This is a genomic window from Serratia sp. TSO36 (assembly GCF_057808395.1).
Genome location: NZ_JBJZOU010000028.1, coordinates 1 through 22,461, shown reverse-complemented (window position 1 = coordinate 22,461; position 22,461 = coordinate 1). Strand labels below are relative to the sequence as shown.

16 protein-coding genes are annotated in these 22,461 nt (G+C 61.7%); 8 read left to right on the top strand and 8 right to left on the bottom strand.

Features of this window, described 5'->3' with window-relative positions; all coding sequences use genetic code 11:
- Positions 1-66: 66 nt before the first annotated feature.
- On the top strand, positions 67-1,542 hold the full coding sequence (gene ilvC, locus ACK3CV_RS24120; protein WP_004929973.1) for a ketol-acid reductoisomerase: 1,476 nt from the start codon (positions 67-69) through the stop codon (positions 1,540-1,542).
- Positions 1,543-1,595: 53 nt separating this feature from the next.
- On the opposite strand, the gene ACK3CV_RS24115 is transcribed toward ilvC, so the two are convergent.
- The 3 genes from ACK3CV_RS24115 to kdgK all read right to left on the bottom strand — a co-directional run bounded on the left by ACK3CV_RS24115 (position 1,596) and on the right by kdgK (position 3,466).
- Positions 1,596-2,291, bottom strand: coding sequence for a LuxR family transcriptional regulator (locus ACK3CV_RS24115; protein ID WP_060427192.1), 696 nt, complete (start codon positions 2,289-2,291; stop codon positions 1,596-1,598).
- A complete protein-coding gene (locus ACK3CV_RS24110) occupies positions 2,288-2,467 on the bottom strand; it encodes a hypothetical protein (protein ID WP_033649970.1) in 180 nt (59 codons plus the stop codon). Before ACK3CV_RS24110 ends, ACK3CV_RS24115 begins: the two co-directional genes overlap by 4 nt.
- Before the next feature lie 66 nt (positions 2,468-2,533).
- Positions 2,534-3,466, bottom strand: a complete 933-nt coding sequence (kdgK, locus tag ACK3CV_RS24105; RefSeq protein ID WP_164040496.1) for a 2-dehydro-3-deoxygluconokinase — start codon at positions 3,464-3,466, stop codon at positions 2,534-2,536.
- A 241-nt stretch (positions 3,467-3,707) separates the two neighbouring features.
- Here kdgK and pdeH point away from each other — a divergent pair, with 241 nt between their 5' ends.
- Both pdeH and ACK3CV_RS24095 read left to right on the top strand, forming a co-directional pair.
- Positions 3,708-4,499 carry a cyclic-guanylate-specific phosphodiesterase gene (pdeH, locus tag ACK3CV_RS24100; protein ID WP_049212970.1) on the top strand — a complete coding sequence of 264 codons (792 nt, stop codon included), beginning with the start codon at positions 3,708-3,710 and terminating at the stop codon, positions 4,497-4,499.
- A gap of 90 nt (positions 4,500-4,589) precedes the next feature.
- Entirely contained in the window at positions 4,590-6,629 is a 2,040-nt protein-coding gene (locus tag ACK3CV_RS24095) for an AsmA family protein (protein WP_164141690.1), read from the top strand.
- On the opposite strand, the gene ACK3CV_RS24090 is transcribed toward ACK3CV_RS24095, so the two are convergent.
- The 3 genes from ACK3CV_RS24090 to yhjD all read right to left on the bottom strand — a co-directional run bounded on the left by ACK3CV_RS24090 (position 6,630) and on the right by yhjD (position 10,167).
- Positions 6,630-7,397: a CDP-diacylglycerol diphosphatase gene (locus tag ACK3CV_RS24090; RefSeq protein WP_033654494.1), complete on the bottom strand. Its 768-nt coding sequence runs from the start codon at positions 7,395-7,397 to the stop codon at positions 6,630-6,632. It lies immediately after the preceding gene.
- Between the two features lie 100 nt (positions 7,398-7,497).
- Positions 7,498-8,820: an MFS transporter gene (locus tag ACK3CV_RS24085; RefSeq protein WP_039569733.1), complete on the bottom strand. Its 1,323-nt coding sequence runs from the start codon at positions 8,818-8,820 to the stop codon at positions 7,498-7,500.
- A gap of 327 nt (positions 8,821-9,147) precedes the next feature.
- A complete protein-coding gene (yhjD, locus tag ACK3CV_RS24080) occupies positions 9,148-10,167 on the bottom strand; it encodes an inner membrane protein YhjD (RefSeq protein WP_033636401.1) in 1,020 nt (339 codons plus the stop codon).
- Positions 10,168-10,508: 341 nt separating this feature from the next.
- Between yhjD and ACK3CV_RS24075 the strand changes: the two genes are divergently transcribed.
- Positions 10,509-11,375: a crotonase/enoyl-CoA hydratase family protein gene (locus ACK3CV_RS24075; protein WP_033636400.1), complete on the top strand. Its 867-nt coding sequence runs from the start codon at positions 10,509-10,511 to the stop codon at positions 11,373-11,375.
- 16 nt (positions 11,376-11,391) lie between these two features.
- Here the strand turns inward: ACK3CV_RS24075 and pdeR are convergent, their stop codons facing one another.
- Positions 11,392-13,386 carry a cyclic di-GMP phosphodiesterase gene (gene pdeR, locus ACK3CV_RS24070; RefSeq protein WP_164141688.1) on the bottom strand — a complete coding sequence of 665 codons (1,995 nt, stop codon included), beginning with the start codon at positions 13,384-13,386 and terminating at the stop codon, positions 11,392-11,394.
- 535 nt (positions 13,387-13,921) lie between these two features.
- Between pdeR and spy the strand changes: the two genes are divergently transcribed.
- Complete coding sequence (gene spy / locus ACK3CV_RS24065) at positions 13,922-14,410, top strand: ATP-independent periplasmic protein-refolding chaperone Spy (RefSeq protein ID WP_033636398.1); 489 nt, start codon at positions 13,922-13,924, stop codon at positions 14,408-14,410.
- 94 nt (positions 14,411-14,504) lie between these two features.
- Here the strand turns inward: spy and ACK3CV_RS24060 are convergent, their stop codons facing one another.
- On the bottom strand, positions 14,505-15,722 hold the full coding sequence (locus ACK3CV_RS24060; protein ID WP_164141685.1) for a Tm-1-like ATP-binding domain-containing protein: 1,218 nt from the start codon (positions 15,720-15,722) through the stop codon (positions 14,505-14,507).
- A gap of 264 nt (positions 15,723-15,986) precedes the next feature.
- Here ACK3CV_RS24060 and ACK3CV_RS24055 point away from each other — a divergent pair, with 264 nt between their 5' ends.
- The 3 genes from ACK3CV_RS24055 to ACK3CV_RS24045 form a co-directional block, all read left to right on the top strand.
- On the top strand, positions 15,987-16,625 hold the full coding sequence (locus ACK3CV_RS24055) for a TetR/AcrR family transcriptional regulator (RefSeq protein WP_033636396.1): 639 nt from the start codon (positions 15,987-15,989) through the stop codon (positions 16,623-16,625).
- A gap of 478 nt (positions 16,626-17,103) precedes the next feature.
- Positions 17,104-20,124: an autotransporter outer membrane beta-barrel domain-containing protein gene (locus tag ACK3CV_RS24050; RefSeq protein ID WP_489009907.1), complete on the top strand. Its 3,021-nt coding sequence runs from the start codon at positions 17,104-17,106 to the stop codon at positions 20,122-20,124.
- Between the two features lie 124 nt (positions 20,125-20,248).
- Positions 20,249-22,461 (top strand): S8 family serine peptidase (locus ACK3CV_RS24045; RefSeq protein ID WP_489009906.1); only part of this gene is annotated, 2,213 nt, incomplete at its 3' end.

Sequence of the window (22,461 nt, the reverse complement as noted above, 5' to 3'; positions counted from 1 at the left end):
TCTCCGCACAGACAGGGCGGGGAATGAAAATAACAATGCAAGACAACATCAAACCGGAGTACCACCATGGCTAACTATTTCAACACATTGAACCTGCGTCAGCAGTTGGCGCAATTGGGTAAATGCCGCTTTATGGCGCGCGACGAATTTGCTGACGAAGCCGGCTACCTGAAAGGTAAAAAAGTGGTGATTGTCGGCTGTGGCGCCCAGGGCCTGAACCAGGGGCTGAACATGCGCGATTCCGGTCTGGACGTCGCCTATGCCCTGCGCAAAGAAGCGATCGACGAGAAGCGCGCTTCCTGGCGCAAGGCGACCGAAAACGGCTTCAAGGTCGGCACCTACGAAGACCTGATCCCGCAGGCGGATCTGGTGGTCAACCTGACGCCGGACAAGCAGCACTCTTCCGTGGTGCGCGCGGTGCAGCCGCTGATGAAAGACGGCGCGGCGCTGGGTTATTCCCACGGCTTCAACATCGTTGAAGTGGGTGAGCAGGTGCGTAAAGACATCACCGTGGTGATGGTCGCGCCGAAATGCCCGGGCACCGAAGTGCGCGAAGAGTACAAGCGCGGCTTCGGCGTGCCGACCCTGATTGCGGTTCACCCGGAAAACGATCCGAAAGGCGAAGGCATGGCGATCGCCAAGGCCTGGGCGGCGGCGACCGGTGGCCACCGCGCCGGCGTGCTGGAGTCCTCCTTCGTCGCCGAAGTGAAATCCGACCTGATGGGCGAGCAGACCATTCTGTGCGGCATGCTGCAGGCGGGTTCGCTGCTGTGCTTCGACAAGCTGGTTGCAGAGGGCGCCGATCCGGCTTACGCCGAGAAACTGATTCAGTTCGGCTGGGAAACCATCACCGAAGCGCTGAAGCAGGGCGGCATCACCCTGATGATGGATCGCCTGTCCAACCCGGCCAAGCTGCGTGCCTATGCGCTGTCCGAACAGCTGAAAACCATCATGGCGCCGCTGTTCCAGAAGCACATGGACGACATCATCTCCGGCGCTTTCTCCAGCGGCATGATGGCCGACTGGGCGGAAGACGACGTGAAATTGCTGACCTGGCGCGAAGAGACCGGCAAAACCGCGTTCGAGAATGCGCCGCAGTTTGAAGGCAAAATCAGCGAGCAAGAGTACTTCGATCACGGCGTGCTGATGGTGGCGATGGTGAAAGCGGGCGTTGAGCTGGCGTTCGAAACCATGGTCGATGCCGGCATCATCGAAGAGTCGGCTTACTACGAATCGCTGCACGAGCTGCCGCTGATCGCCAACACCATTGCGCGTAAGCGTCTGTATGAAATGAACGTGGTTATCTCCGATACCGCAGAGTACGGCAACTACCTGTTCGCCAACGCGGCGGTGCCGTTGCTGAAGGACTTCATGACCACCCTGCAGGCGGGCGATTTGGGTAAAGCCGTGGCGGGTACGGCGGTGGACAACGCGCAGCTGCGTGACGTGAACGAAGCGGTGCGCAGCCACCCTATCGAAACCGTCGGCCGCAAACTGCGTGGCTACATGACCGACATGAAACGCATCGCCGTTGCGGGCTGATTTCCCGCAAGGCAAAGCACACAGAGCCGGCAGCGATGCCGGCTTTTTTATGCCTACGGTGGCGTGATCAATTGCCGTTCGAGGCAGCGCCGGATCGCGTGTTTGGCGTTGGCGACCCCCAGCTTACGCACCGCATTGCCGATGTGAAACTTCACCGTGCCGGTTTTTATCCCCAGGATCAGCGCGATCTCATGGTAGGTTTTGCCCTGGCTGGCCCAGTAGAGGATTTCCCCTTCGCGCGGCGAGAGCCGGTCTGTCCGGCTCGCCTCGGCGCTGGCCAAGGCCAGAGCGTGCTGGTGGGTATCGACCAATACCATCTGCAGGCTGGCCCTCTCGTCTTCCATCAGCTGCCGCAGTTCGGCGTCATCGGCTGCCGTGGCGCTGATCGACAAGATCGCCAGGTTGTTGTCGTGATCGTGCAAAACAAAGCTGCAGCCGTGCACGATGTCGTACTCCCGCGCCTGGCTGAAGATCTTCCGGTAATGCCGATCCTCGGTGGTGACGGGGGTGTCGTGCCACATAAAGGGCGCGCAGCGACTATGGGCGGCGCGCACGACGGGATCGATGCGCTGATAGCGATTGGCGCTGTAGATGTCCAGCCATTCTTGCGGGTAGCTCGAGACCAGCAGATGGCGATCGGGAAGGTGTTTGTTGAAGGTCAAATAAGCGTATTTGAATTGGCTGAAGGCGTGCAGTCGACCGTCAAGATGCAGTCTTGCGGCGACGGCGTTGGCGAATGTGACGGTCATTGGTAACCTCCCTGTCGTTCGCGGCTCAGCCCGACCTGCACCAAAGTCCAGCTAGTCAGTGCGGCGGATTGAAATTTATACTCGGCTAATAAATTCAAAAAGGCAGCAATGCCAAGACCCGAGCTTAGCAGCTCTGGGCGGAAATAAGCCAACGCCAGGGAAATTCTTTCAATCATCCTCTCATCAATGCTTCTGAGATCTATTGTGCGGGCGGCGAGGCTACCTCGCCGCCGCCTTATTGGCTATGCGGGCATCGCCGCTGCGGGAATGATGGCGCCGCGGTGTTGGATCACCGTTGCGGCGAGCAGGTGGCCGCGCTGCGCCGCCTGTTGGGCGCTGCCGCCGTTCAGGCGTACCGCCAGGTAACCGGCGCTGAAAGAGTCGCCCGCCGCGGTGGTATCCACCACGCGCTCCGGCGGCAGCGCGATCGCCGGCACCTCAAGCCGCTCTCCCTCCACGCTGAACACCAGACAGGCATCCGCGCCGCGTTTGATAACGATCTCACCGACGCCGAGCGCCTGCGTGCGCGCCACCACCTGTTCAACCGGCTGCGCTCCCCACAGCGACTCTTCGTCATCCAGCGTCAGGAAGGCGATGTCGGTGCAGGCCAGCACCTCACGGTAGGCCTGCTGCGTTTCCTCACGGCTGTGCCACAGGCGCGGGCGATAGTTATTGTCGAAGATAACCTGGCCGCCGTTGGCGCGGCAGCGGCGCAACAGCGCCAGCAGCTTCGTGCGGTCGGCAGGCGCGAGGATCGCCAGGCTAATGCCGCTGAGGTACAGGTAATCGAACTGCGCCAGCCGGGCGGACAGTGCGTCGGCCTGGGGGCCCGCCAGCCAATACCGGGCGGCGGCGTCGTTGCGCCAGTAGTAGAAGGTGCGTTCGCCGGCGGCGTCGGTTTCGATCACGTACAGGCCCGGCAGTTTGTTTTCCAACCGCTGAATCAGTCCGGTCTCGATCTTCTCTTGCCGCCAGGCCTGCAGCATCTCGTCGCTGAAGCTGTCGGTGCCGAGCGCGGTGACGTAATGCACCTGCAGCGTCTGTTCCGGCATTTGGCGGGCGAGGTAGACGGCGGTGTTGAGGGTATCGCCGCCAAAGCCGCGCGTCAGCTGTGCGCCCTGCTGCAACAGTTCGATCATGCATTCGCCGATCACGGCGAGATTTCGGATAGACATCGTCAATAAGCCCTGGCTAAAGAAGAAGCAACAACCGCCAGTCTCCACGCAAGGCGGTGGGGGAGTCAATAAATTAAAACGGTGTTTTGATTTTTTTATGATCGCGATCGGCCCATGCCAAAACAGGGTGAAGAAGAAACCGTGCGGCAATTCGTGCTTAAAGTTTTGCGCGGCGCGGCCGATAAGCTGGGTAAAGAAACAGCGGCAGCGCTCTCACTTCCCCGCCACGGCGATAGTACCGATGATAACCAACCTGATCTCGGGTCTGCTGGCGCCCTGTTTTGCCCTCTATGCCTGCGCCAAATCGCGGCGCTACTGGCGGCAATGCCGGCGCTTGTATACCTTCCAGCCGATTTATCGCACCAGCGGCGCGCTGCTGGCGGTGGAACTGCTGACGGCGGTATATCACCCGAATGAACCGGACAAACGGCAATCCCCGGAACAGTATTTTTCCTCGCTCGGCGTCGCCCAGCGTTTGCGGGTGATCCAGGAACAGCTGGCGCTGTTGCAGCGCTGGCAGGCATTGTTCATTCGCCACGCGTTGATGGTGTCGGTCAATATCGACGGCATGGCGCTGCAAGCGTTGCAGCGCCATAGCGAGCTGCAGCGGCAGATCGCCGAGATGCCCTATCTGCGCTTCGAACTGGTGGAGCACGCCGAAACGGCGTCAAACCGCCCGTTGCACCAGATGGTCGGCGGCGAACGGCTGTGGCTGGACGATTTCGGCAGCGGGCTGGCCAACTTCTCCGCCGTCGGCGCCTGGCGCTATCAATACATCAAGGTAGCGCGCGAATTGTTCACCTTGCTTAAACAGTCTGAAGAGGGCGTGCAGCTGCTCGGCACCCTGATCAAGATGATGAACCAGCACAGCGACGGGGTGATCGTCGAAGGCGTGGAAACCGAGCAGGAGTGGCGGCTGGTGCAGCGTTCCGGCGCGTTGGCCGCGCAGGGTTACTATCTTTCCCGCCCGGCATGCTTTGAAACTTTACACAGCGTACCGACGCTGTTCGCCGCGCCCGGCGCGCCGGCGTGAACTCCGGCCTATCCTCAGCTAATCTTAAACGGGGCTGCTCATTCCTTTTCCTTTCATTCGGCAGCCCGGTTTATGTGCTGAGGGAGCCCTATGACAAGAACAGGAAAGGTTTTCAGCTGGCTGGGCGGCATTGTGCTGCTGGCGGTCGCCGCGCTGGCGATCTTCATCGCTACCTTCGACTGGAATCGACTCAAGCCCACCATCAACGACAAAGTGTCGGCCGAACTGCGGCGGCCGTTCGCCATCCGCGGCGATCTGGGCGTCGACTGGTCGCGTAACCGGGATGAGGGCGGCTGGCGCGCCTGGGTGCCCTGGCCGCATATTCACGCCGAAGACGTGTGGCTGGGTAACCCGAAAAACATGCCCGGCGACAGCATGGTGACGCTGCAGCGCGTCGACGCCAGCATCGCACCGCTGGCGTTGCTGAAGAAAGAACTGCTGATCCCGCGCATTTGGCTCAAGCAGCCGAATGCGTCGTTGCAACGCCTGGCCAACGGCGACAACAACTGGACGTTTGACCTGGCCGCTGGCCAGGATCCGCAGCAACCGCCTTCCGACTGGTCATTCACCGTTCACGACATCGTGTTCGACAAGGGGCAGATCGCCTTTAAAGACGCCACGCTGAAGGCGGACTTCCGCGCCGTCATCGATCCGCTCGGCAAACCGCTGCCGTTCAGTGAAGTGACCGGCAAACAGAGCAGCGGCAAGGCCGCCACTCCTGACTACGTCTTCGGTTGGCAGGTCAAGGGCAAATACAACGGCGAGCCGCTGAGCGGCAGCGGCAAGATTGGCGGCATGCTGTCGCTGCAGAGCGCCGATCTGCCGTTCCCGCTGCAGGCCGACGTGCGCTCCGGCAGCACCCGTGTGGCGGTGGCGGGCACCTTGACCGATCCGCTGAACCTCGGCGGGCTGGACGTGCAGCTGAAATTTTCCGGCGAAAGCCTGGGTAATCTCTATGGCTTGACCGGCGTGCTGCTGCCGAACACGCCGCCGTATGCGACCGATGGCCATCTGATTGCCCGCCTGCATCAGCCGGGCGGCGCCGTGTTCGAATATCAGAAATTCGACGGCAAAATCGGTGACAGCGACATTCACGGCGATTTGAAATACGTTGCCGGTAAGCCGCGGCCGACGCTGAGCGGCGCGGTGAGCTCCCGGCAGCTGAGGTTGGCGGATCTGGCACCGCTGATCGGCGCGGACTCCAACGCCGCCAAAGCCGGGCGCGGCGAGAAGAGCCGCCAGCCGGCGGATAAAGTGCTGCCGGTCGAACAGTTCGATACGCAAAGCTGGCGCAAGATGGATGCGGACGTGAAGTTTGCCGCCGCGCGTATCGAACGCGGCAGCGATTTGCCGCTGAGCGATTTGGCCACGCATCTGAAGCTGAACAATGGCGAACTGCGCCTGGATCCGCTGCGCTTCGGCATGGCGGGCGGCAGCCTGAACGCCGTGGTGCGCCTCGACGGCGGCAAAAAGCCGATGCGCGGCCAGGTGGATATGCACGCGCGCAAACTCCAGCTCAAACAGCTGTTGCCGAACGTGGCGGCGATGAAGCGCAGCCTCGGGCAGATGAACGGCGACGCCAGGCTGACGGGCAGCGGCAATTCGGTAGCCGAGCTGCTGGCGACCAGCAACGGCGACCTGCGCCTGTTGATCAATAACGGGGTGATCAGCCGCAGCCTGATGGAGATCCTTGGCCTGAACGTCGGCAACTATCTGGTGGCGCAGCTGTTCGGTGACGATGTGGTGGGCATCAACTGCGCGGCGGCGGACGTCGGCATCCGCAACGGCGTCGCCGCGCCGCGGCTGTTCGTGTTCGACACGGAGAACGCGGTGATCAACATCACCGGCAACACCAACCTCGCCACCGAACGGCTGGATTTGTCCATCGATCCGGAAAGCAAGGGGATGCGCGTGCTGACCCTGCGCTCGCCGCTGTACGTGAAAGGCACCTTCAAGCACCCCGACGCCGGCGTCAAAGCCGGGCCGCTGATCGCCCGCGGCGCGGCGGCGGTGGCGTTGGGCGCGGTGCTGACGCCGGCGGCGGCGCTGCTGGCGCTGGTTTCACCCAGTGAAGGCGGCGAGGAGAACCAGTGCGGGCAGATCCTGCGGGAGATGAAAGGCAAAAAATAGTCAGGCGTGCGGCGGCGGCGTGAGCAGCCGGCAGTCGTGATCCTGGATCTCTTCCGCCGAGGCCAGGGTAAACGGCAGCAGGCTGCGCTCGGTCGCCAGCAGCAGGAAATCGCCGTCCGGCAGCGCGGTCATCGCCAGGCCGAAGCTGCCCATGCGCCCTTCGGCGCGCGGCAGGCCGGAAGCCAACAGGCGGAAGGCGCCCTGTTGTTCCAGTTCGGCGGGGGTCACCCGCCGCCCCAGATAGTCATGCCCCAACAGGCCGCCGGGCAGCGGTTGCCATTGATCGATAAAATCGGGGCCGATCTGCGCCAGCCGCTGTTTTACCGCCGGCAGCAGGCAGGAGATATGAATGTGCAGCTGGTTTTGCGTGCGGCCATATTCCGAGTTGATCGCCAGTGAAATATCGCCATCGTCGATCGGTTTGCCATAGCGTTCCGCCATTACGTGGCGCGCGCGCCAAGCCTGGGCGAAGAAATTCGGCGTAGTGGCGTCCAGCACCGCCGGGCTTTCTATCCCGGTGATTTTGGCGCTGGGCATCAGCAGGTATTGCAGCGGCCCGTTGCGATCTTTAAACACCACGAAGCCGGCCGGCACATCTACCTGCGCGCAGGGCGCCGGGTTGTCATGCGCTTGCTGATTGGGCAGACATTGCTGGCTGACGATGCGCCACAGCGCATCGGGATGATCAGGCTTCAACCCGTAATAGAGCGCGATGGCGAGAGCCGCCAGCAGCGCAACGCAGACAAATACCCCACGACGCAGAGACATCGGCCGATCCTGTTACCGAGAGAAACATCCAGCATAGCCCGGTTTTATGACAGTAAACGAACAACGCGTGCGGCCCCCGCAGTGAGGGGGCCGCAGGGGATCACAGCGACCGGTGGCGGGTTTCTTTCATCAACAGCAGGGCCAGCAGCGTCAACCCGGCCATCGCCGCCAGGTACATGCCGACGTAGAACAGCCCGTAGTGGGCCGCCAGCCAGGTGGCGATATAAGGCGCCACGGACGCGCCGAGGATCGACGCGACGTTGTAGGAGAACGACGCGCCGGTATAGCGCACTTCGGTAGGGAACAGCTCCGGCAGCAGCGCGCCCATCGGGCCAAAGGTCAGCCCCATGATGCTCAGGCCGCACAGCAGGAAGCCCATCACCAGCGCCTGATTGCCGGAACCCAGCAGGGGCGGGAACAGGAACGCGAAGCCGATCATCAGCAGGGTAATGGCGATCATGGTCTTGCGGCGGCCGAACGCATCCGCCAGCAGGCCGGCGATCGGCACCATCACGCCGAAGCCGATCACCGCCACCATCAGCATCCACAGGAAGCTGTTGCGGGAGTAGCCGAGGCCCAGCGGCTGCGGCGCGGTGCCGTAGGTCATCGAATACACCGTCATCAGATAAAACAGCGTGTAGGTCGCCAGCATGATGAAGGTGCCGAGGATGGTGGCTTTCAGATGCTTGCTCAGCAGCGTGCCGAGCGGCACTTTCACCTGTTTGCCGGCCTTGGCCACTTTGGCGAACACCGGCGTTTCATGCAGCGATACCCGAACGTACAGGCCGATCAGCACCAGCGCCGCGGAGAGGATGAACGGCACGCGCCAGCCCCAATCCATAAACTGCTGGTCGCTCAGCAGCCAGGAGAGCAGCAGGAAGGTGCCGTTGGCGAAGAAGAAGCCGATCGGCGCGCCCAACTGCGGGAAGGAGCCGTACAGCGCGCGCTTTTTGGCCGGCGCGTTCTCCGTCGCCAGCAGGGCGGCGCCGCCCCATTCGCCGCCCAGCCCCAGACCCTGCCCAAAGCGCGCCAGCGCCAGCAGGATAGGGGCGAAGATGCCGATGGTTTCATAGCTTGGCAGCAGGCCGATCAGCACGGTGGAAATCCCCATGGTCAGCAGCGAGGCGACCAGCGTGACCTTGCGCCCTACCCGATCGCCGAAGTGGCCGAACAGCGCAGAGCCGATAGGGCGCGCGACAAAGGCGACGGCGAAGGTGGCCAGCGACTGCAGCGTCGCGGTGGTCGGGTCGCCCTGCGGGAAGAAGATGTGCGGGAACACGATCACCGCGGCGGTGGCGTAGATGTAGAAGTCGAAGAACTCGATGGCGGTGCCGACCAGCGAGGCGACGATGACTTTCCCGCGGGAGTTCACCGGTGTGGACGCCTCGTCGGCGTCGAGTGGGGGTGCGATGGTGGCTTGCATAATATTTCTTATCGTTAGAGGGGGTAAAAATCCATCTTAGTGACAGCATGCGGCCTTTTCAACGCGGGAGCTTTGGGCAACGTCGCTCCTAACCGGTTAAAAAGACTAATGTTTTACCGGGCTTCTTTTCTGCAGCGTTAAACGTTGAGAAATGGAGTTCGCGCAGAGGGAATGGCTGTAAAAACGGCAAAGAAAAGTGACTGGGCAGTTTGTTATGCTGGTTTCCGGATGGCGCACCGTGCGATTCAGATGTATTGACTGGTTTTTTGGCTGTTAACCAGATGAACGTGCCGGTGTGTGCGATAACACCGGCACGATTGCATGGCTTCAGCGCGCTGGCGGCTCGCGTTCCGGCAACGCTTTGTCGCCTTTGTAGTCGGCGGTGGCGATCCAGGCGGCGCAAAACAGCGTCAAACGAGCGAAGAAGTAGAAGAACGCCATCAGCCCGATCACCGATCCGAAGGCCGCGCCGGAAGGCGACTTCGCCACCTGCGGCAGCGTCATGGTCATCACGAACTTGATCACTTCAAAGCCGATGGCGGCGAGCAAGGTGCCGCGCAGCAGCGCTTTTTTCTTCGGTTTGTGGCGCGGCAGCATCCAGAAAATCCACAGGAACAGCAGATAGTTGGCGAAGATCGAGATCGACAGCGCGATCGTCGTCAGCGCCGGCCGCAGCCATTCGATGCCGTCCAGCCCCAGCGCGTTGACGATCGCCGCCTGCGCCGACCCGGCGACCGAGGTCAGCGACAGCGTGATAATCAGCGCGACCACCAGGCCGGTCAGCGAGATGAAGTCGCGGGTATATTTGAAGTAGATTTTCTCCTGATCCTGCGGATTGCGCTCCCAGACATCGCGCGACTGCGCGCGGATCGCCTCGCGCAGATTGCCCATCCAGCTGATGCCGGAATAGAGTGCCAGCGCCAGACCGGTCAACCCCACGGTGGTGCGCTGCTGAATGGCGGTATTGACGGTGTTCTTCAGCGTGCTGGCCAGCGTCGGATCGCTGATGCTGCCGACGATCCGGTTGATCAAGCGGGCCAGCAGGTCCGGATTGGAGGCCAGCACGAAGCCGGCGGCGGCGAACGACACCATCAGGATCGGGATCAGCGAGAGGAATGAAAAATAGGTGATGGCGGCGCCGAACTGGCTACCCAGCCGATCGTTAAAGCGTTCGGCCGCGCGCAGCAGGTGCGCCACGCTCGGCCAGGCTTTGATACGTTCAATCAGACGTGAAAAACCACCGATGCGGCGGTCGAGGGTCTCATGGCCGGTCTTGATGGCGATAAGCGGCTTCGGCGGCGTGTCTTGTGCGGGCTGGCGGCGTTCCTGGTCTGGTCCTGTAGGCATTACTTCACGATTTCCTTAACGTTAAACGGCATGTTTCAGCATTGATTATAGCCAAAGCCCCGCGGCGTTTTGAGCGCCGGGGCGGCAAACGGTCATTTTCCGAGCTTAGCGCGTTAGCGCCCGGCATGAAATGCCGACGATGGCGCGATAGGTAAAACTCCTATGAAAACCCCGTGGCGCCTCAGTTTTTTTCACTTTCCTACCTCCAATTTTTATCTGTTTCGTCGGCGAGAAAGCGTTTACTCATGATGTGGCGTTGCGCTTTGCCGCTCGCCGCTCCGCTGCAGCCGTAGGGGCTGGAACGGTCTCATCCGTCATCAACAGAAAAACTGGAAGGTCTTATGAAATTGCTTAATCACCCCACCTGCCGCCCGTTTACCGAAGCGGGCAATCTGTCGCAGCTGTCCGCCTACTATGAAGAGGGGCGGCACATCATGTGGATGCTGCTGCGCGCCGCGCCGCGCCCCTGCTTCAACCAGGCGCTGATCGAAGACATCATGACGCTGGCGCAGGCGGCGAAGGAGTCTTCGCTGCGGTTCGATTTCTGGGTCACCGGCTCGCTGGTGCCGAACATGTTCAACGTCGGCGGCGATCTGCAGTTCTTCGCCGATGCGATCAAAAACCGCAAGCGCGAGGCGATGATGGCCTACGCGCGCGCCTGCATCGACTGCGTGCATGCGGCGGCTCGCGGTTTCGACACCGGCGCGGTCAGCATTGCGATGGTCGAAGGCAGCGCGCTGGGGGGCGGCTTTGAAGCGGCGTTGGCGCACCATTTCGTGCTGGCGCAGAACAATGCCCGCATGGGGTTTCCGGAGATCGCGTTCAACCTGTTTCCCGGTATGGGCGGCTACTCGCTGGTGGCACGCAAGGCGGGCATGCGCTTGGCCGAGGAGCTGATTTGGGGCGGCGAGTCGCACACCGCAGAGTGGTTCGAGAGCCGCGGGCTGGTGGATCAGCTGTTCCAGCCCGGCGACGCCTACATGGCGACGCGCACCTTTATCGATACCATTCGGCCGAAGCTCAACGGCATGCGCGCCATGCTGCGGGCGCGTCAGCGCGTGTTGCAGCTGACGCGCTCCGAGCTGATGGACATTACCGAAGATTGGGTGCACTCGGCCTTTACCATTGAGGAAAAAGACCGCGCCTACATCGAGCGGCTGGTGATGTTGCAGGATCGCCATACCCTGAACCTGCGTCGTGCCGGCTAACCTTAACGCGCCCGCCTCATGCGGAGGGTGAGCGCGGGCGATAGGACTGCAGCCAATGCTCCAGCTGTTCCGGGAGCATTGGCCGCGCAAACAGAAAGCCCTGTTTTTCGTCCACGCCGACCTCGTCGAGGAAGTGGTTTTCGCTCTCGGTCTCCACCCCTTCGGCGATCACACGGAAGGCCAACGCCTCCGCCGCCGCAACGATCGCGCGCACCAACGATTGCGATACCGGGTTGAAATTCACCCCGCGCACGAAGCTTTTATCCAGCTTGATGGCGTCCAGAGGAATGCGCGCCAGCTGCGCCAGCGACGAATAGCCGGTGCCGAAGTCGTCGAGATGCACCTGCGCGCCCAGTTCGCGCAGCCGGGTGATCAACGCGCGCGCGCGGTTCTCGTCTTCAATCAGGCTGCTTTCGGTCAACTCGAAGTCCAGCAGACAGGGGGCCATGCGGTGACGGCGTAGCACCCCGAGCAGGTCGTTGACGATGCTGTCATCGGCCAGCTGACGGGCAGAGAGGTTGACCGCCACCCGTAGATTCAAGCCCTGTTCTTGCCACTGCGCCGCCTGCCCGGCGGCGGTCTGCAGCACCCATTGGCCGAGCGGGCCGATCAGGCCGGACTCCTCGGCATAGGAAATGAACTGCAGCGGCGGGATCAGGCCGCGCTCCGGCGAATCCCAGCGCACCAGCGCTTCCACGCTGTGCACTTCACCGCTGTGCGCGTCGATTTTCGGCTGGTAATACAGCACCAGCTGATTTTGCTCCAGCCCTTTGCGCAGATTGGTGTCCAGCCACATGTATTCGGCGACGCGTTTATTCATCTCCGGCGAGAAGACGGTATAGGTACGTTTGCCGTGCTCCTTGGCGACGTACATGGCGGTATCGGCGCTGCGGATCAGGCTGTCGAGATCGTTGCCGTGCTCCGGGCACAGCGCGATGCCGATCGAACAGCCGGTATACACCTCAATCAGGCCGATGCGGAAAGGGGTTTTCAGCCTGTCGATGATGCGCTGCGCCAGCGTTTGCAGGCGCTCGCGATCGGCTTGCGGTGCCAGCACCAGGAATTCGTCGCCGCCGAGGCGGGCGAGCACCTGGTCCGGGCCCAGGCAGCCGAGGATCGCCAGCGCGACCTCGACCAGCAGCCGATCGCCGAACATATGGCCGTAGGCGTCGTTGACCTTTTTGAAGTTGTCGAGATCGAGGTATACCAGGCCGAAACTCTCTTCGCCGCGCGTGGCGATGGCGTGATTGATCTTGTCCTGGATGGCGTTACGGTTCGGCAGGCCGGTGATGAGATCGGTGTTGGCCAGCACCCGCAGCCGCTCCTGCGCCCGGCGTTCTTCGGTGATGTCGGTACCGGAGCAGATCAGAAAGACTTCGTTTTTGCCGCTGCCGCTGTGCACGAACTTATTGCGGAACAGGAACAGCCGTTCGCCCTTGACCGTCTTTACCCAGCGTTCCACCTCATAGGACGAACCGTTGCGGAAGAAGCCGGCGATGTTGCGCCGCGAAGCGGCGGCTTCTTCCGGGCTCATAAACAGCTGGAAAACGTTTTTGCCGATCACCTCGTGTTCGTGCAGCCCGGTATACTCCTCGCTCAGCCGGTTGAAACGCTGAATGCGGCCGTGTTGATCGACGATCACGATCACCGAGTTGGCTTCGGACACCACCTGCTCGGCGAAGGAGAGGCCGTGCACCAGGTCGCGCGCCACAGATTGGGTGTCGCTGAAGGCGGAAGCGGTGCCCGCCCATTCGAGGTTGTTGACGCGGCGGCCGACCAGATGCAGATGCAGCGGTGCACCGGCTAGCGTAATGGTCAGCTCCAGGCTGGCGGTGACGCCGGTCAGGCGACGGATTTTCGCCGCTTCCATGGCGCTGAGCGCCACCGCGACGTGGGCTTTGCCTTTAACGGCGGACAGCTCCAGGGCATTGCTGTCAAACGCCAGCCGCCAGTGGGGGCTTTGGGTGCCGAAGTGGGCGTTAAGAAGCTCAGGGCCTTGGTCTGCGGGCATGATGATTCCTCAAAAGAGCACGGGCGGCCGGTCAGCACAGCTCCGGGCAGCCTGTTGGCCCGAAAGCGATCGCCGTACGCATCTGTGCATCATATAACAGGTTTTCACAGGCGGGGCGGGTGATGGAAACTATTATATAAGCAATGATTAGTTTTGCGGTGTAAACGTCGCCCGGCGGCCGGTTGTCTTAAAGTGTAGGAGAACATCGGATCCTGTGATGCTGGTACTGACTTCCCCCGTTATCGGAAAACGGTTGATGTAAGGTTGCCGTGCAGGCGAGTAAATTATAACGGTAAGGGGAAAGCGGAAAAATAACTCCACCGGGGGGATTGTTGCCGGGAAATTAAAATTTCCATCAAATAAACGCCATCTTCATAGTTTTCTCATAATTGGTGAATAAATCCGAGACGGGTTTTAAAAAGTTTACACACCCTCGCATTACTTGAAATTTATCAGCCTATTATTATCTCCGACGACGAATGAGCCTGTTAACGTACAGCGCTCCTGATGAAGAAAAACTTTTAAGGAAATGATTATGCGTAAATTGACGGCTTTATTTATTGCTTCCACGCTGGCCCTGGGTTCTGCTTCCGCGGCGTTCGCTGCAGACACCACTGCCCCGGCGGCGGATGCGGCGCCGATGAAAATGATGCATCACAAGGGTGAAGGCAAAGGTGGCCCGTTCGCCGGGCTGAACCTGACCGAGCAGCAGCGCCAGCAGATGCGCGATATCATGAAAGAGTCGCACCAGAAGCGCGGGCCGGGCATGAAAGAGGAGCGCCAGGCGCTGCACAATCTGGTCGCTTCCGACAGCTTTGACGAAGCGAAGGCGAAGGCGCAAATTGACGCGATTGGCAAAGCGCAATCCGAACGCATGCTGGAGCGCGCCAAAGCGGAAAATAAAATGTATAACCTGCTGACCCCTGAGCAGAAAAAACAATACAATGAGAATTATCAGAAACGTGAGCAAAAGATGATGGACCACATGAATAAAATGAAGGCGCAGATGTCCTCCGATCAGTAATATCCGCTCGCGGTGAATAAAAAAGGGCCAGACTATTTGTCTGGCCCTTTTTCTATTTGGCGTTATCACTGGCAGGCTATGCAGTGAGTGATAATCATTCTCCGCTGACCATGTGCCGGAACTGCTCGGCAACGGCCTGAGCAAAGCGCGGGTCGTTAATATGATAAGGCGTTTTTATCAACCGGCGTTTGTCGGTGGCGTGCACCGTTTCTTCCAGCGCTTGCGTAAAGGCGGCCAACGCCGCCGGATCCCAGAACGGTTGCCCGGGCGCGTCCAGAGCCGATACGCCGCCCGCCGGGATAACGAAACGCACTTCGCCCGCGCAGGCGTTGATTTTTTCGCCCATCCAACGCCCCATTAACGCATTCTCCCGCGCGCTGGTGCGCACCAGCGTCACTTGCGGGTTGTGAGGGTGGCGCAGACGGTTGGCATAGCGAGCCGGCACCGTGTTCGGCGCGCCGAAGTTGATCATGTCGATCGCGCCGCAGGAGAGCACGCACGGGATGCCGGTACGCGCGATGGCACCGAAACGATCGGTATTGCAGGGCAGCACGCCGCCAAACAGGTGATCGGCCACTTCGGTGGTGGTCAAATCGATGGCGCCGTGCAGTTGGCGGCTATCGATCAGTTTTTCCAACGCTCTGCCGCCGCTGCCGGTCGCATGAAACGTCAGACAATCCCATTGCGATCCCAACTCGGCAATCAACGCCTGAACGCAGGGCGTGGTGACGCCAAACATTGTCAGGCCGATCGCCGGCTTGTCGTCGTGAGAGTCGACGGCGGCGAAGCGGACTGCGCCGGCTATCTGGCGCGCCGCGTTGCCCAGCACCCGTCGCGAGATGCGATTCAGGCCGGCGAGATCGGTGACCGAATACAGCATGCTGATATCGCTGGCGCCGACATAGGCGGAAACGTCACCCGCCGCCATGCTCGAGACCATCACTTTCGGCAGACCGATCGGCAGTTGCTGCATGGCCGGCGTGATGATGGCGGTGCCGCCGGAGCCGCCCAGGCCAAGCAGGGCGGCGATATCGCGGCGCGTCAGGATAAAGCGTTCGAAAGCGGTCGCCATGGCGGCGATCGCCTGGCCGCGGCTGGCGCAGAAGACCGCGCCGGCGCCCGCCGGATGGTGGCGAGCGACCTCTTCTGGGCCGATATCGGCCGGGGAGTCAAACGGCAAGCTACGGGTGGAGAGATCGACGGTTCGCGTGGGTAAATCCAGGCTGGCAATCAGCCGCCGCACATACTCCAACTCTTGTCCTTTCGTATCTGCTGTGGTAGCAATATAGACAAAATTTGAAGTATCTTTCATGGGTTTTTCCGAGGTGCTTCTAATTTTTATTTTAAAAATTAATGTATTATATTTTTTTAGGTGCCCTGGTGTTGGCATTTAAATTAAATTGATTAATGTATTTATATAATGAGACGGCAGTATCATTTTTGCAAGGGCAGCTCAGTGCAAAATGGGACTTCTGTCTCATTTTTGAGCTTTTTGCGCGGCCGAGCCTTTGTCGTCAACCTGTCGGCAGTGGCGTATCTCCAGCCGCGCAAGCATGTACAGATGTATGAGGTTTAAGTGCCGATAAATGCTTTTCCCACCCCGTTCGATCCTTCACTGACGTCCACCCGGGCAAAAACCTACCGTTTGTTGCTGGCCAGCGCGATGGCGCTGTATGACGAAGGCGCGTTTCCTTCGATCACCGAACTGGCGGCGTATGCGCAGGTATCGCGTGCGACCGCCTACCGCTACTTTCCGACCCAGAGTGCGCTGATTAGCGCCGTGGTGGCGGAAAGCCTGGGGCCTATTCTGGAATGGCGCCCGCAAGACGATGATGCCCTGAAGCGCATCCAGCAGTTGCTGACCTTCGCCTATCCTCAGATGGAACGGCACGAGGGGGCGTTGCGCGCGGCGTTGCAGCTCTCTTTGCAGCAGTGGGCGCACGCGACGCCGGGCGAAAAATTCGTGCGCGGCAACCGCAAGCGTCTGTTGGCGCTGGCGGTAGAACCGCTGCAGGGCAAACTGCCGCCGGACTCTCTGCAGAGAGTGATTCATGCTTTCTCGCTGATTTACGGCTCGGAGGTGTTCCTGGTGCTGAAAGATATCTGGGGGCTGGAGCTTGAGAGCATTCAGGACGTCACGCAATGGATGGCCAAAGCCATCCTTCGTCAGGCGGAAGAGGACGCGACGAACCGCAAAAAAACATCAGCAGGATAATCCAATTTTTGCCGATGGCTGACTGAAAAACCAGCATAATTCACTGAGTGAATATTGGCAAAATTTATAATTAAAAGTGATAAAAGACGCCTGTTAAGCACTTTTCAGGCGGCCACACCCTTCATTTACCCCTGAATTATATTTTTATTTATCAGTTAATTAATATTTATTCCCTCACGTGCTATCGCCGCTCCGATACCGCCAAGCGTCATTGTCATTTCTTATCGTCGCTGGCCTGATTCACCCCTGAAACTTTCTCTCCTCCCGCCGAACTGCCGGATGACACATTAAGCGCACTTGAGATTGTTGTGCTTTATTTATTTGGTGTTACCAAACTGTTACACAAAAAATCTTATAAAACATTTGCAAACAACAACGGACGGTATCTGGGATGGAGAAGAAACTTAGAGGAGTCAAATCCGCTCGGGCGGCCTTCGGCTGGCCTGAAATCGGAGTTCATCGCGCACAATGGAGCGCGATGCTGATCTGCCTGACGGCGATCGGCGGGGCGCAGGCCGCCAACTATATAGAGAACGGCAAAGCAGGCGATCCGGCCAGCTGGCGCAGCAGTGAGTTCAACGCGGAATGGGGGCTGGGGGCGATCCACGCCGACCAGGCCTACGCCGCTGGTTATACCGGAAAAGGCATCAAACTTGGCATTTTCGATCAGCCGGTCTACGCCAAGCATCCCGAATTTGCCGGTGAGAATAAGGTGATCAATTTGGTCACCGAAGGCATCCGCGAATACACCGATCCCTATATCCCGGTGAAAAAAGGCGACACTTTCCGCTATGACGGTACGCCGAGCGTGGACTCCGATGGCACGCTCGGTTCGCACGGCACCCACGTGGGCGGCATCGCCGCCGGCAGCCGCGACGGCGGCGCCATGCACGGCGTGGCGTTCAACGCGCAGATCATCAGCGCCGAAAACGGCGATCCCGGCCCGGAGGACGGCATCATCCTCGGCAACGACGGCGCGGTGTACCAGGCCGGCTGGGATGCGCTGGTGGCCAGCGGCGCGCGCATCATCAACAACAGCTGGGGCATCGGCATTACCGAAAAGTTTGAGGAGGGGGGTTATGACCCGGCTTATCCACACTTCACGGTGAACGATGCGCAAAAGCAGTTCGATCAGATCAAACAGATCCTCGGCACCAAGCCCGGCGGCGCCTATCAGGGCGCGATCGACGCGGCGCGCAGCGGCGTGGTCACCATCTTCGCCGCCGGTAACGACGGCAATCTGAATAACCCCGATGCCATGGCCGGCCTGGCCTATTTCGTGCCGGAGATTGCACCGAACTGGCTGTCGGTCGCCAGCTTGCAGGATCCCTCTAATAGCGGCGACTACAGCATCAGCACCTTCTCTTCCCGCTGCGGCTACACCGCCAGCTTCTGCGTTTCGGCGCCGGGCACCCGGGTATACAGCTCGGTGATTGAAGGCACCAGCGTGGAGAATCTGACGACCGGCTATGCCAAATACAGCGGCACCTCGATGGCGGCGCCGCACGTGGCCGGCAGCGTCGCGGTGCTGATGGAGCGTTTCCCGTATCTGAATGGCGCGCAGGTGGCGGAAGTGCTGAAAACCACCGCCACCGACATGGGGGCGCCGGGCATCGACGCGCTCTACGGCTGGGGGATGATCAACCTGGGCAAAGCCATCAACGGCCCTGGCATGTTGGCGACCGTCGAGGATATTCCCGAAGAATTCCGCATCCCGGATCCTACGGGCGTGGCTTACGGCCCGACCCAGTTCGTGGTGGATCTGCCGGGCGTCGGCGCGGTGCTGGACAAGGGCAAACCGACCGAGCGCGTCTGCAGCGATGTGCTGTGCGGCCTGGACTTCTGGAGTAACGACATCTCCGGCCACGGCGGCCTGACCAAGCAGGGCATCGGCACGCTGGTGCTGACGGGTAACAACACTTATTCCGGCCCGACGCTGGTCAACCAGGGGCGGTTGGCAGTCAACGGCTCGGTCACCTCGGACGTCAGCGTGCAGAGCGGCGGCATCGTCGGCGGCAGCGGCACGGTCGGTTCGCTGACCGCCCGCGGCGGCGGCACCGTGGCGCCGGGCAACTCGATCGGCACCTTGAACGTGGCGGGCAACGTCAGCTTCGAGCCGGGTTCACGCTACGCGGTGGAAGTGGGGCCGAACGGCCAGAGCGATCGGATCCAGAGCAGCGGATCGGCGACGATCGGCGGCGGCGAGGTGGCGGTGACGCTGGAGAACAGCCCCAACCTGCTGACGCAAAGCGAGGTGCGCAGCCTGCTGGGCCAGCAGTACACCATCCTGAGCGCGCAGCAGGGGGTGAGCGGGCAGTTTGACGCGGTGGCGCCGAACTACCTGTTCCTCGGCACCGGGCTGAGCTACCAGCCGACCGGGGTGACACTGAGCGTCGGGCGCAACGGCACCAGCTTCGCCAGCGTGGCGCAGACGGCGAACGAGCGGGCGGTGGCGGCGGCGGCGGATGCGCTGGCGGCGGGCAACCCGGTGTACGAGAGCCTGCTCGGCAGCGGCACGGCGGGCGAAGCGCGGCAGGCGTTCCGTCAGCTGTCGGGGCAAATCCATGCGGACATCGCCTCGGCGCTGGTGAACGACAGCCGCTACCTGCGCGAGGCGCTGAACGGGCGTCTGCGTCAGGCGGAAGGGCTGGCGAGCTCGTCGGCCATCAAGGCGGACGAGGGCGGTGCCTGGGCGCAGCTGCTGGGGGCGTGGGACCACGCGTCGGGCGACGCCAACGCCACGGGTTATCAGGCCTCGACCTACGGGGTGCTGGTGGGGCTGGACTCGGCGGCGGACGACTGGCGGCTGGGGGTGGCGACCGGCTACACCCGCACCTCGCTGCACGGCGGGTACGGGTCGAAGGCGGACAGCGACAACTACCACCTGGCGGCGTACGGCGACAAGCAGTTCGGGGCGCTGGCGCTGCGCGGCGGGGCGGGCTACACCTGGCACCGCATCGACACCAAGCGGTCGGTGAACTACGGGATGCAGTCGGACCGCGACACGGCGAAGTACAGCGCGCGCACCGAGCAGCTGTTCGCGGAAGCGGGCTACAGCGTGCAGGGTGAGTGGCTGAATCTGGAGCCGTTCGTGAACTTGGCGTACGTGAACTTCGAGAACAACGGCATCGCGGAAAGCGGCGGCGCGGCGGCATTGCGCGGCGACAAGCAGCACACGGACGCGACGGTGTCGACGCTGGGCCTGCGTGCGGACACCGAATGGCAGGTGAGCGCGGGCACGACGGTGGCGCTGCGCAGCGAGCTGGGATGGCAACATCAGTACGGCGGGCTGGAACGAGGTACCGGGCTGCGGTTCAACGGCGGCAACGCGCCGTTCGTGGTGGACAGCGTGCCGGTCTCGCGCGACGGCATGGTGCTGAAGGCGGGGGCGGAAGTGGCGGTGAACGAGAACGCCACGCTGTCGCTGGGCTACGGCGGGCTGCTGTCGCAGAACCACCAGGACAACAGCGTCAACGCCGGTTTCACCTGGCGCTTCTAAGCACAAACACCATCGATTCAATCCTTGTACCGGAACCGTCTGCGGACGGTTCCTTTTTCACATCCTGCTAATGAAAGCCCGGCGCACCTGAGGCGTCGGCCAATAACAAGCAAAAGGTAAGGAAATGACAACAACAATGGGTTTTGATAGCAAAGGAAATGCTCGCCGCTCGCCGTGGCGGCTGAACGCGCTGGTCTGCTGCATGGCGCTGGCGGGGTATGCACAGGCGGCGCCGCACGAGGTGAACGGCCAAGCCGGCGATCCGGCCAGCTGGCGCAACGCCGAATTCAACGCCAACTGGGGGCTGGGGGCGATCCACGCCGATGAGGCCTACGCCGCCGGCTATACCGGCAAAGGGCAGAAGGTGGGCATTTTCGATACCCCGGTCAACCGCCATCCCGAGTTCGCCGGCGACGGCAAACTGATCAACGTGGTCACCGAAGGCTATCGCGCCTACACCGATCCGCACCGGCCGGGCATTAACGCCGGCGACCGCTTTTACTTCGACGGCACCTTCCACTTCTACAGCGGCTCACAGGGCATGCTGAGCAATCATGGGGTGCACGTTGCGGGCATCAGCGCCGCCAACCGCGACGGCGTCGGCATGCACGGCGTGGCTTTCGATTCGCAGGTGATCAGCGTCGATAACGACAACGACGGCCCGGCCTATGGTGAATTCCTCGGCCTGGACGGCGCCGTCACCAATGCCGGCTGGCAGGCGATGATCAACAACGGCGTGCGGGTGATCAACAACAGCTGGGGCGTCAGTATTCCCGACTTTCTGTCCGACGGCGGCCGCGATCCTAACGCGCTGCACTTTGAGCTGAAGGATGCGCAGGAACAATTCGATCAGGTCAAACCGCTGCTCGGCAGCTTGGCCGGCGCAGGCTATCAGGGCGCCATCGACGCCGCGCGCAAAAATATTCTGGTGCTGTTCGCCGCCGGTAACGACGGCAACTACAACCAGCCGGATGTGATCAGCGGGCTGGCCTACTTCGTGCCGGACATCGCGCCGAACTGGCTGTCGGTCGCCAGCGTGGCGCAGGATGCGGCTTCGGCCAACAGCGTGCCTTACACCATCAGCAGCTTCTCTTCCCGTTGCGGCTATACCGCCAGCTTCTGCGTCTCGTCGCCGGGCAGCAAAATCTACAGCACCGTGGCCAACGGTTCCGATCCGGCCAACCTGGTGTCGGACTACGGCAATAAAAACGGCACCTCGATGGCGACGCCGCACGTCACCGGCGCGGTGGCGGTGTTGCTGCAGCGTTTCCCGTACATGAGTTCGGCGCAGATTGCCGACGTGCTGAAAACTACCGCCACCGACATGGGCGCGCCGGGCATCGACGCGCTCTACGGCTGGGGGATGATCAACCTGGGCAAAGCCATTAACGGCCCGGGCATGTTCTATACCGTCGAGGATATTCCGGCGGAGTTCCGCATCCCGGATCCGACGGGCGTGGCCTACGGCCCGACACAGTTTGTCGCCAATATTCCGGGCCTGGGCGCCGAGGTGGATGCCGGCACGCTGCACGCCAGAAAGTGTGACGACATCAGCTGCGAACTGGAAGTCTACTCCAACAACATCTCTGGCCACGGCGGCCTGACCAAGCAGGGCATCGGCACGCTGGTGCTGACGGGTAACAACACCTATTCCGGCCCGACGCTGGTCAATCAGGGGCGGTTGGCAGTCAACGGCTCGGTCACTTCGGCCGTCAGCGTGCAGAGCGGCGGCATCGTCGGCGGCAGCGGTACGGTCGGTTCGCTGACCGCCCGTCAGGGCGGCACCGTGGCGCCGGGCAACTCGATCGGTACCCTTAACGTGGCCGGCAACGTCAGCTTCGAGCCGGGTTCGCGCTACGCGGTGGAAGTGGGGCCGAACGGCCAGAGCGATCGGATCCAGAGCAGCGGATCGGCGACGATCGGCGGCGGCGAGGTGGCGGTGACGCTGGAGAACAGCCCCAACCTGCTGACGCAAAGCGAGGTGCGCAGCCTGCTGGGCCAGCAGTACACCATCCTGAGCGCGCAGCAGGGGGTGAGCGGGCAGTTTGACGCGGTGGCGCCGAACTACCTGTTCCTCGGTACCGGGCTGAGCTACCAGCCGACCGGGGTGACGCTGAGCGTCGGGCGAAACGGCACCAGCTTCGCCAGCGTGGCGCAGACGCCGAACGAGCGGGCGGTGGCGGCGGCGGCGGATGCGCTGGCGGCGGGCAACCCGGTGTACGAGAGCCTGCTCGGCAGCGGCACGGCGGGCGAAGCGCGGCAGGCGTTCCGTCAGCTGTCGGGGCAAATCCATGCGGACATCGCCTCGGCGCTGGTGAACGACAGCCGCTACCTGCG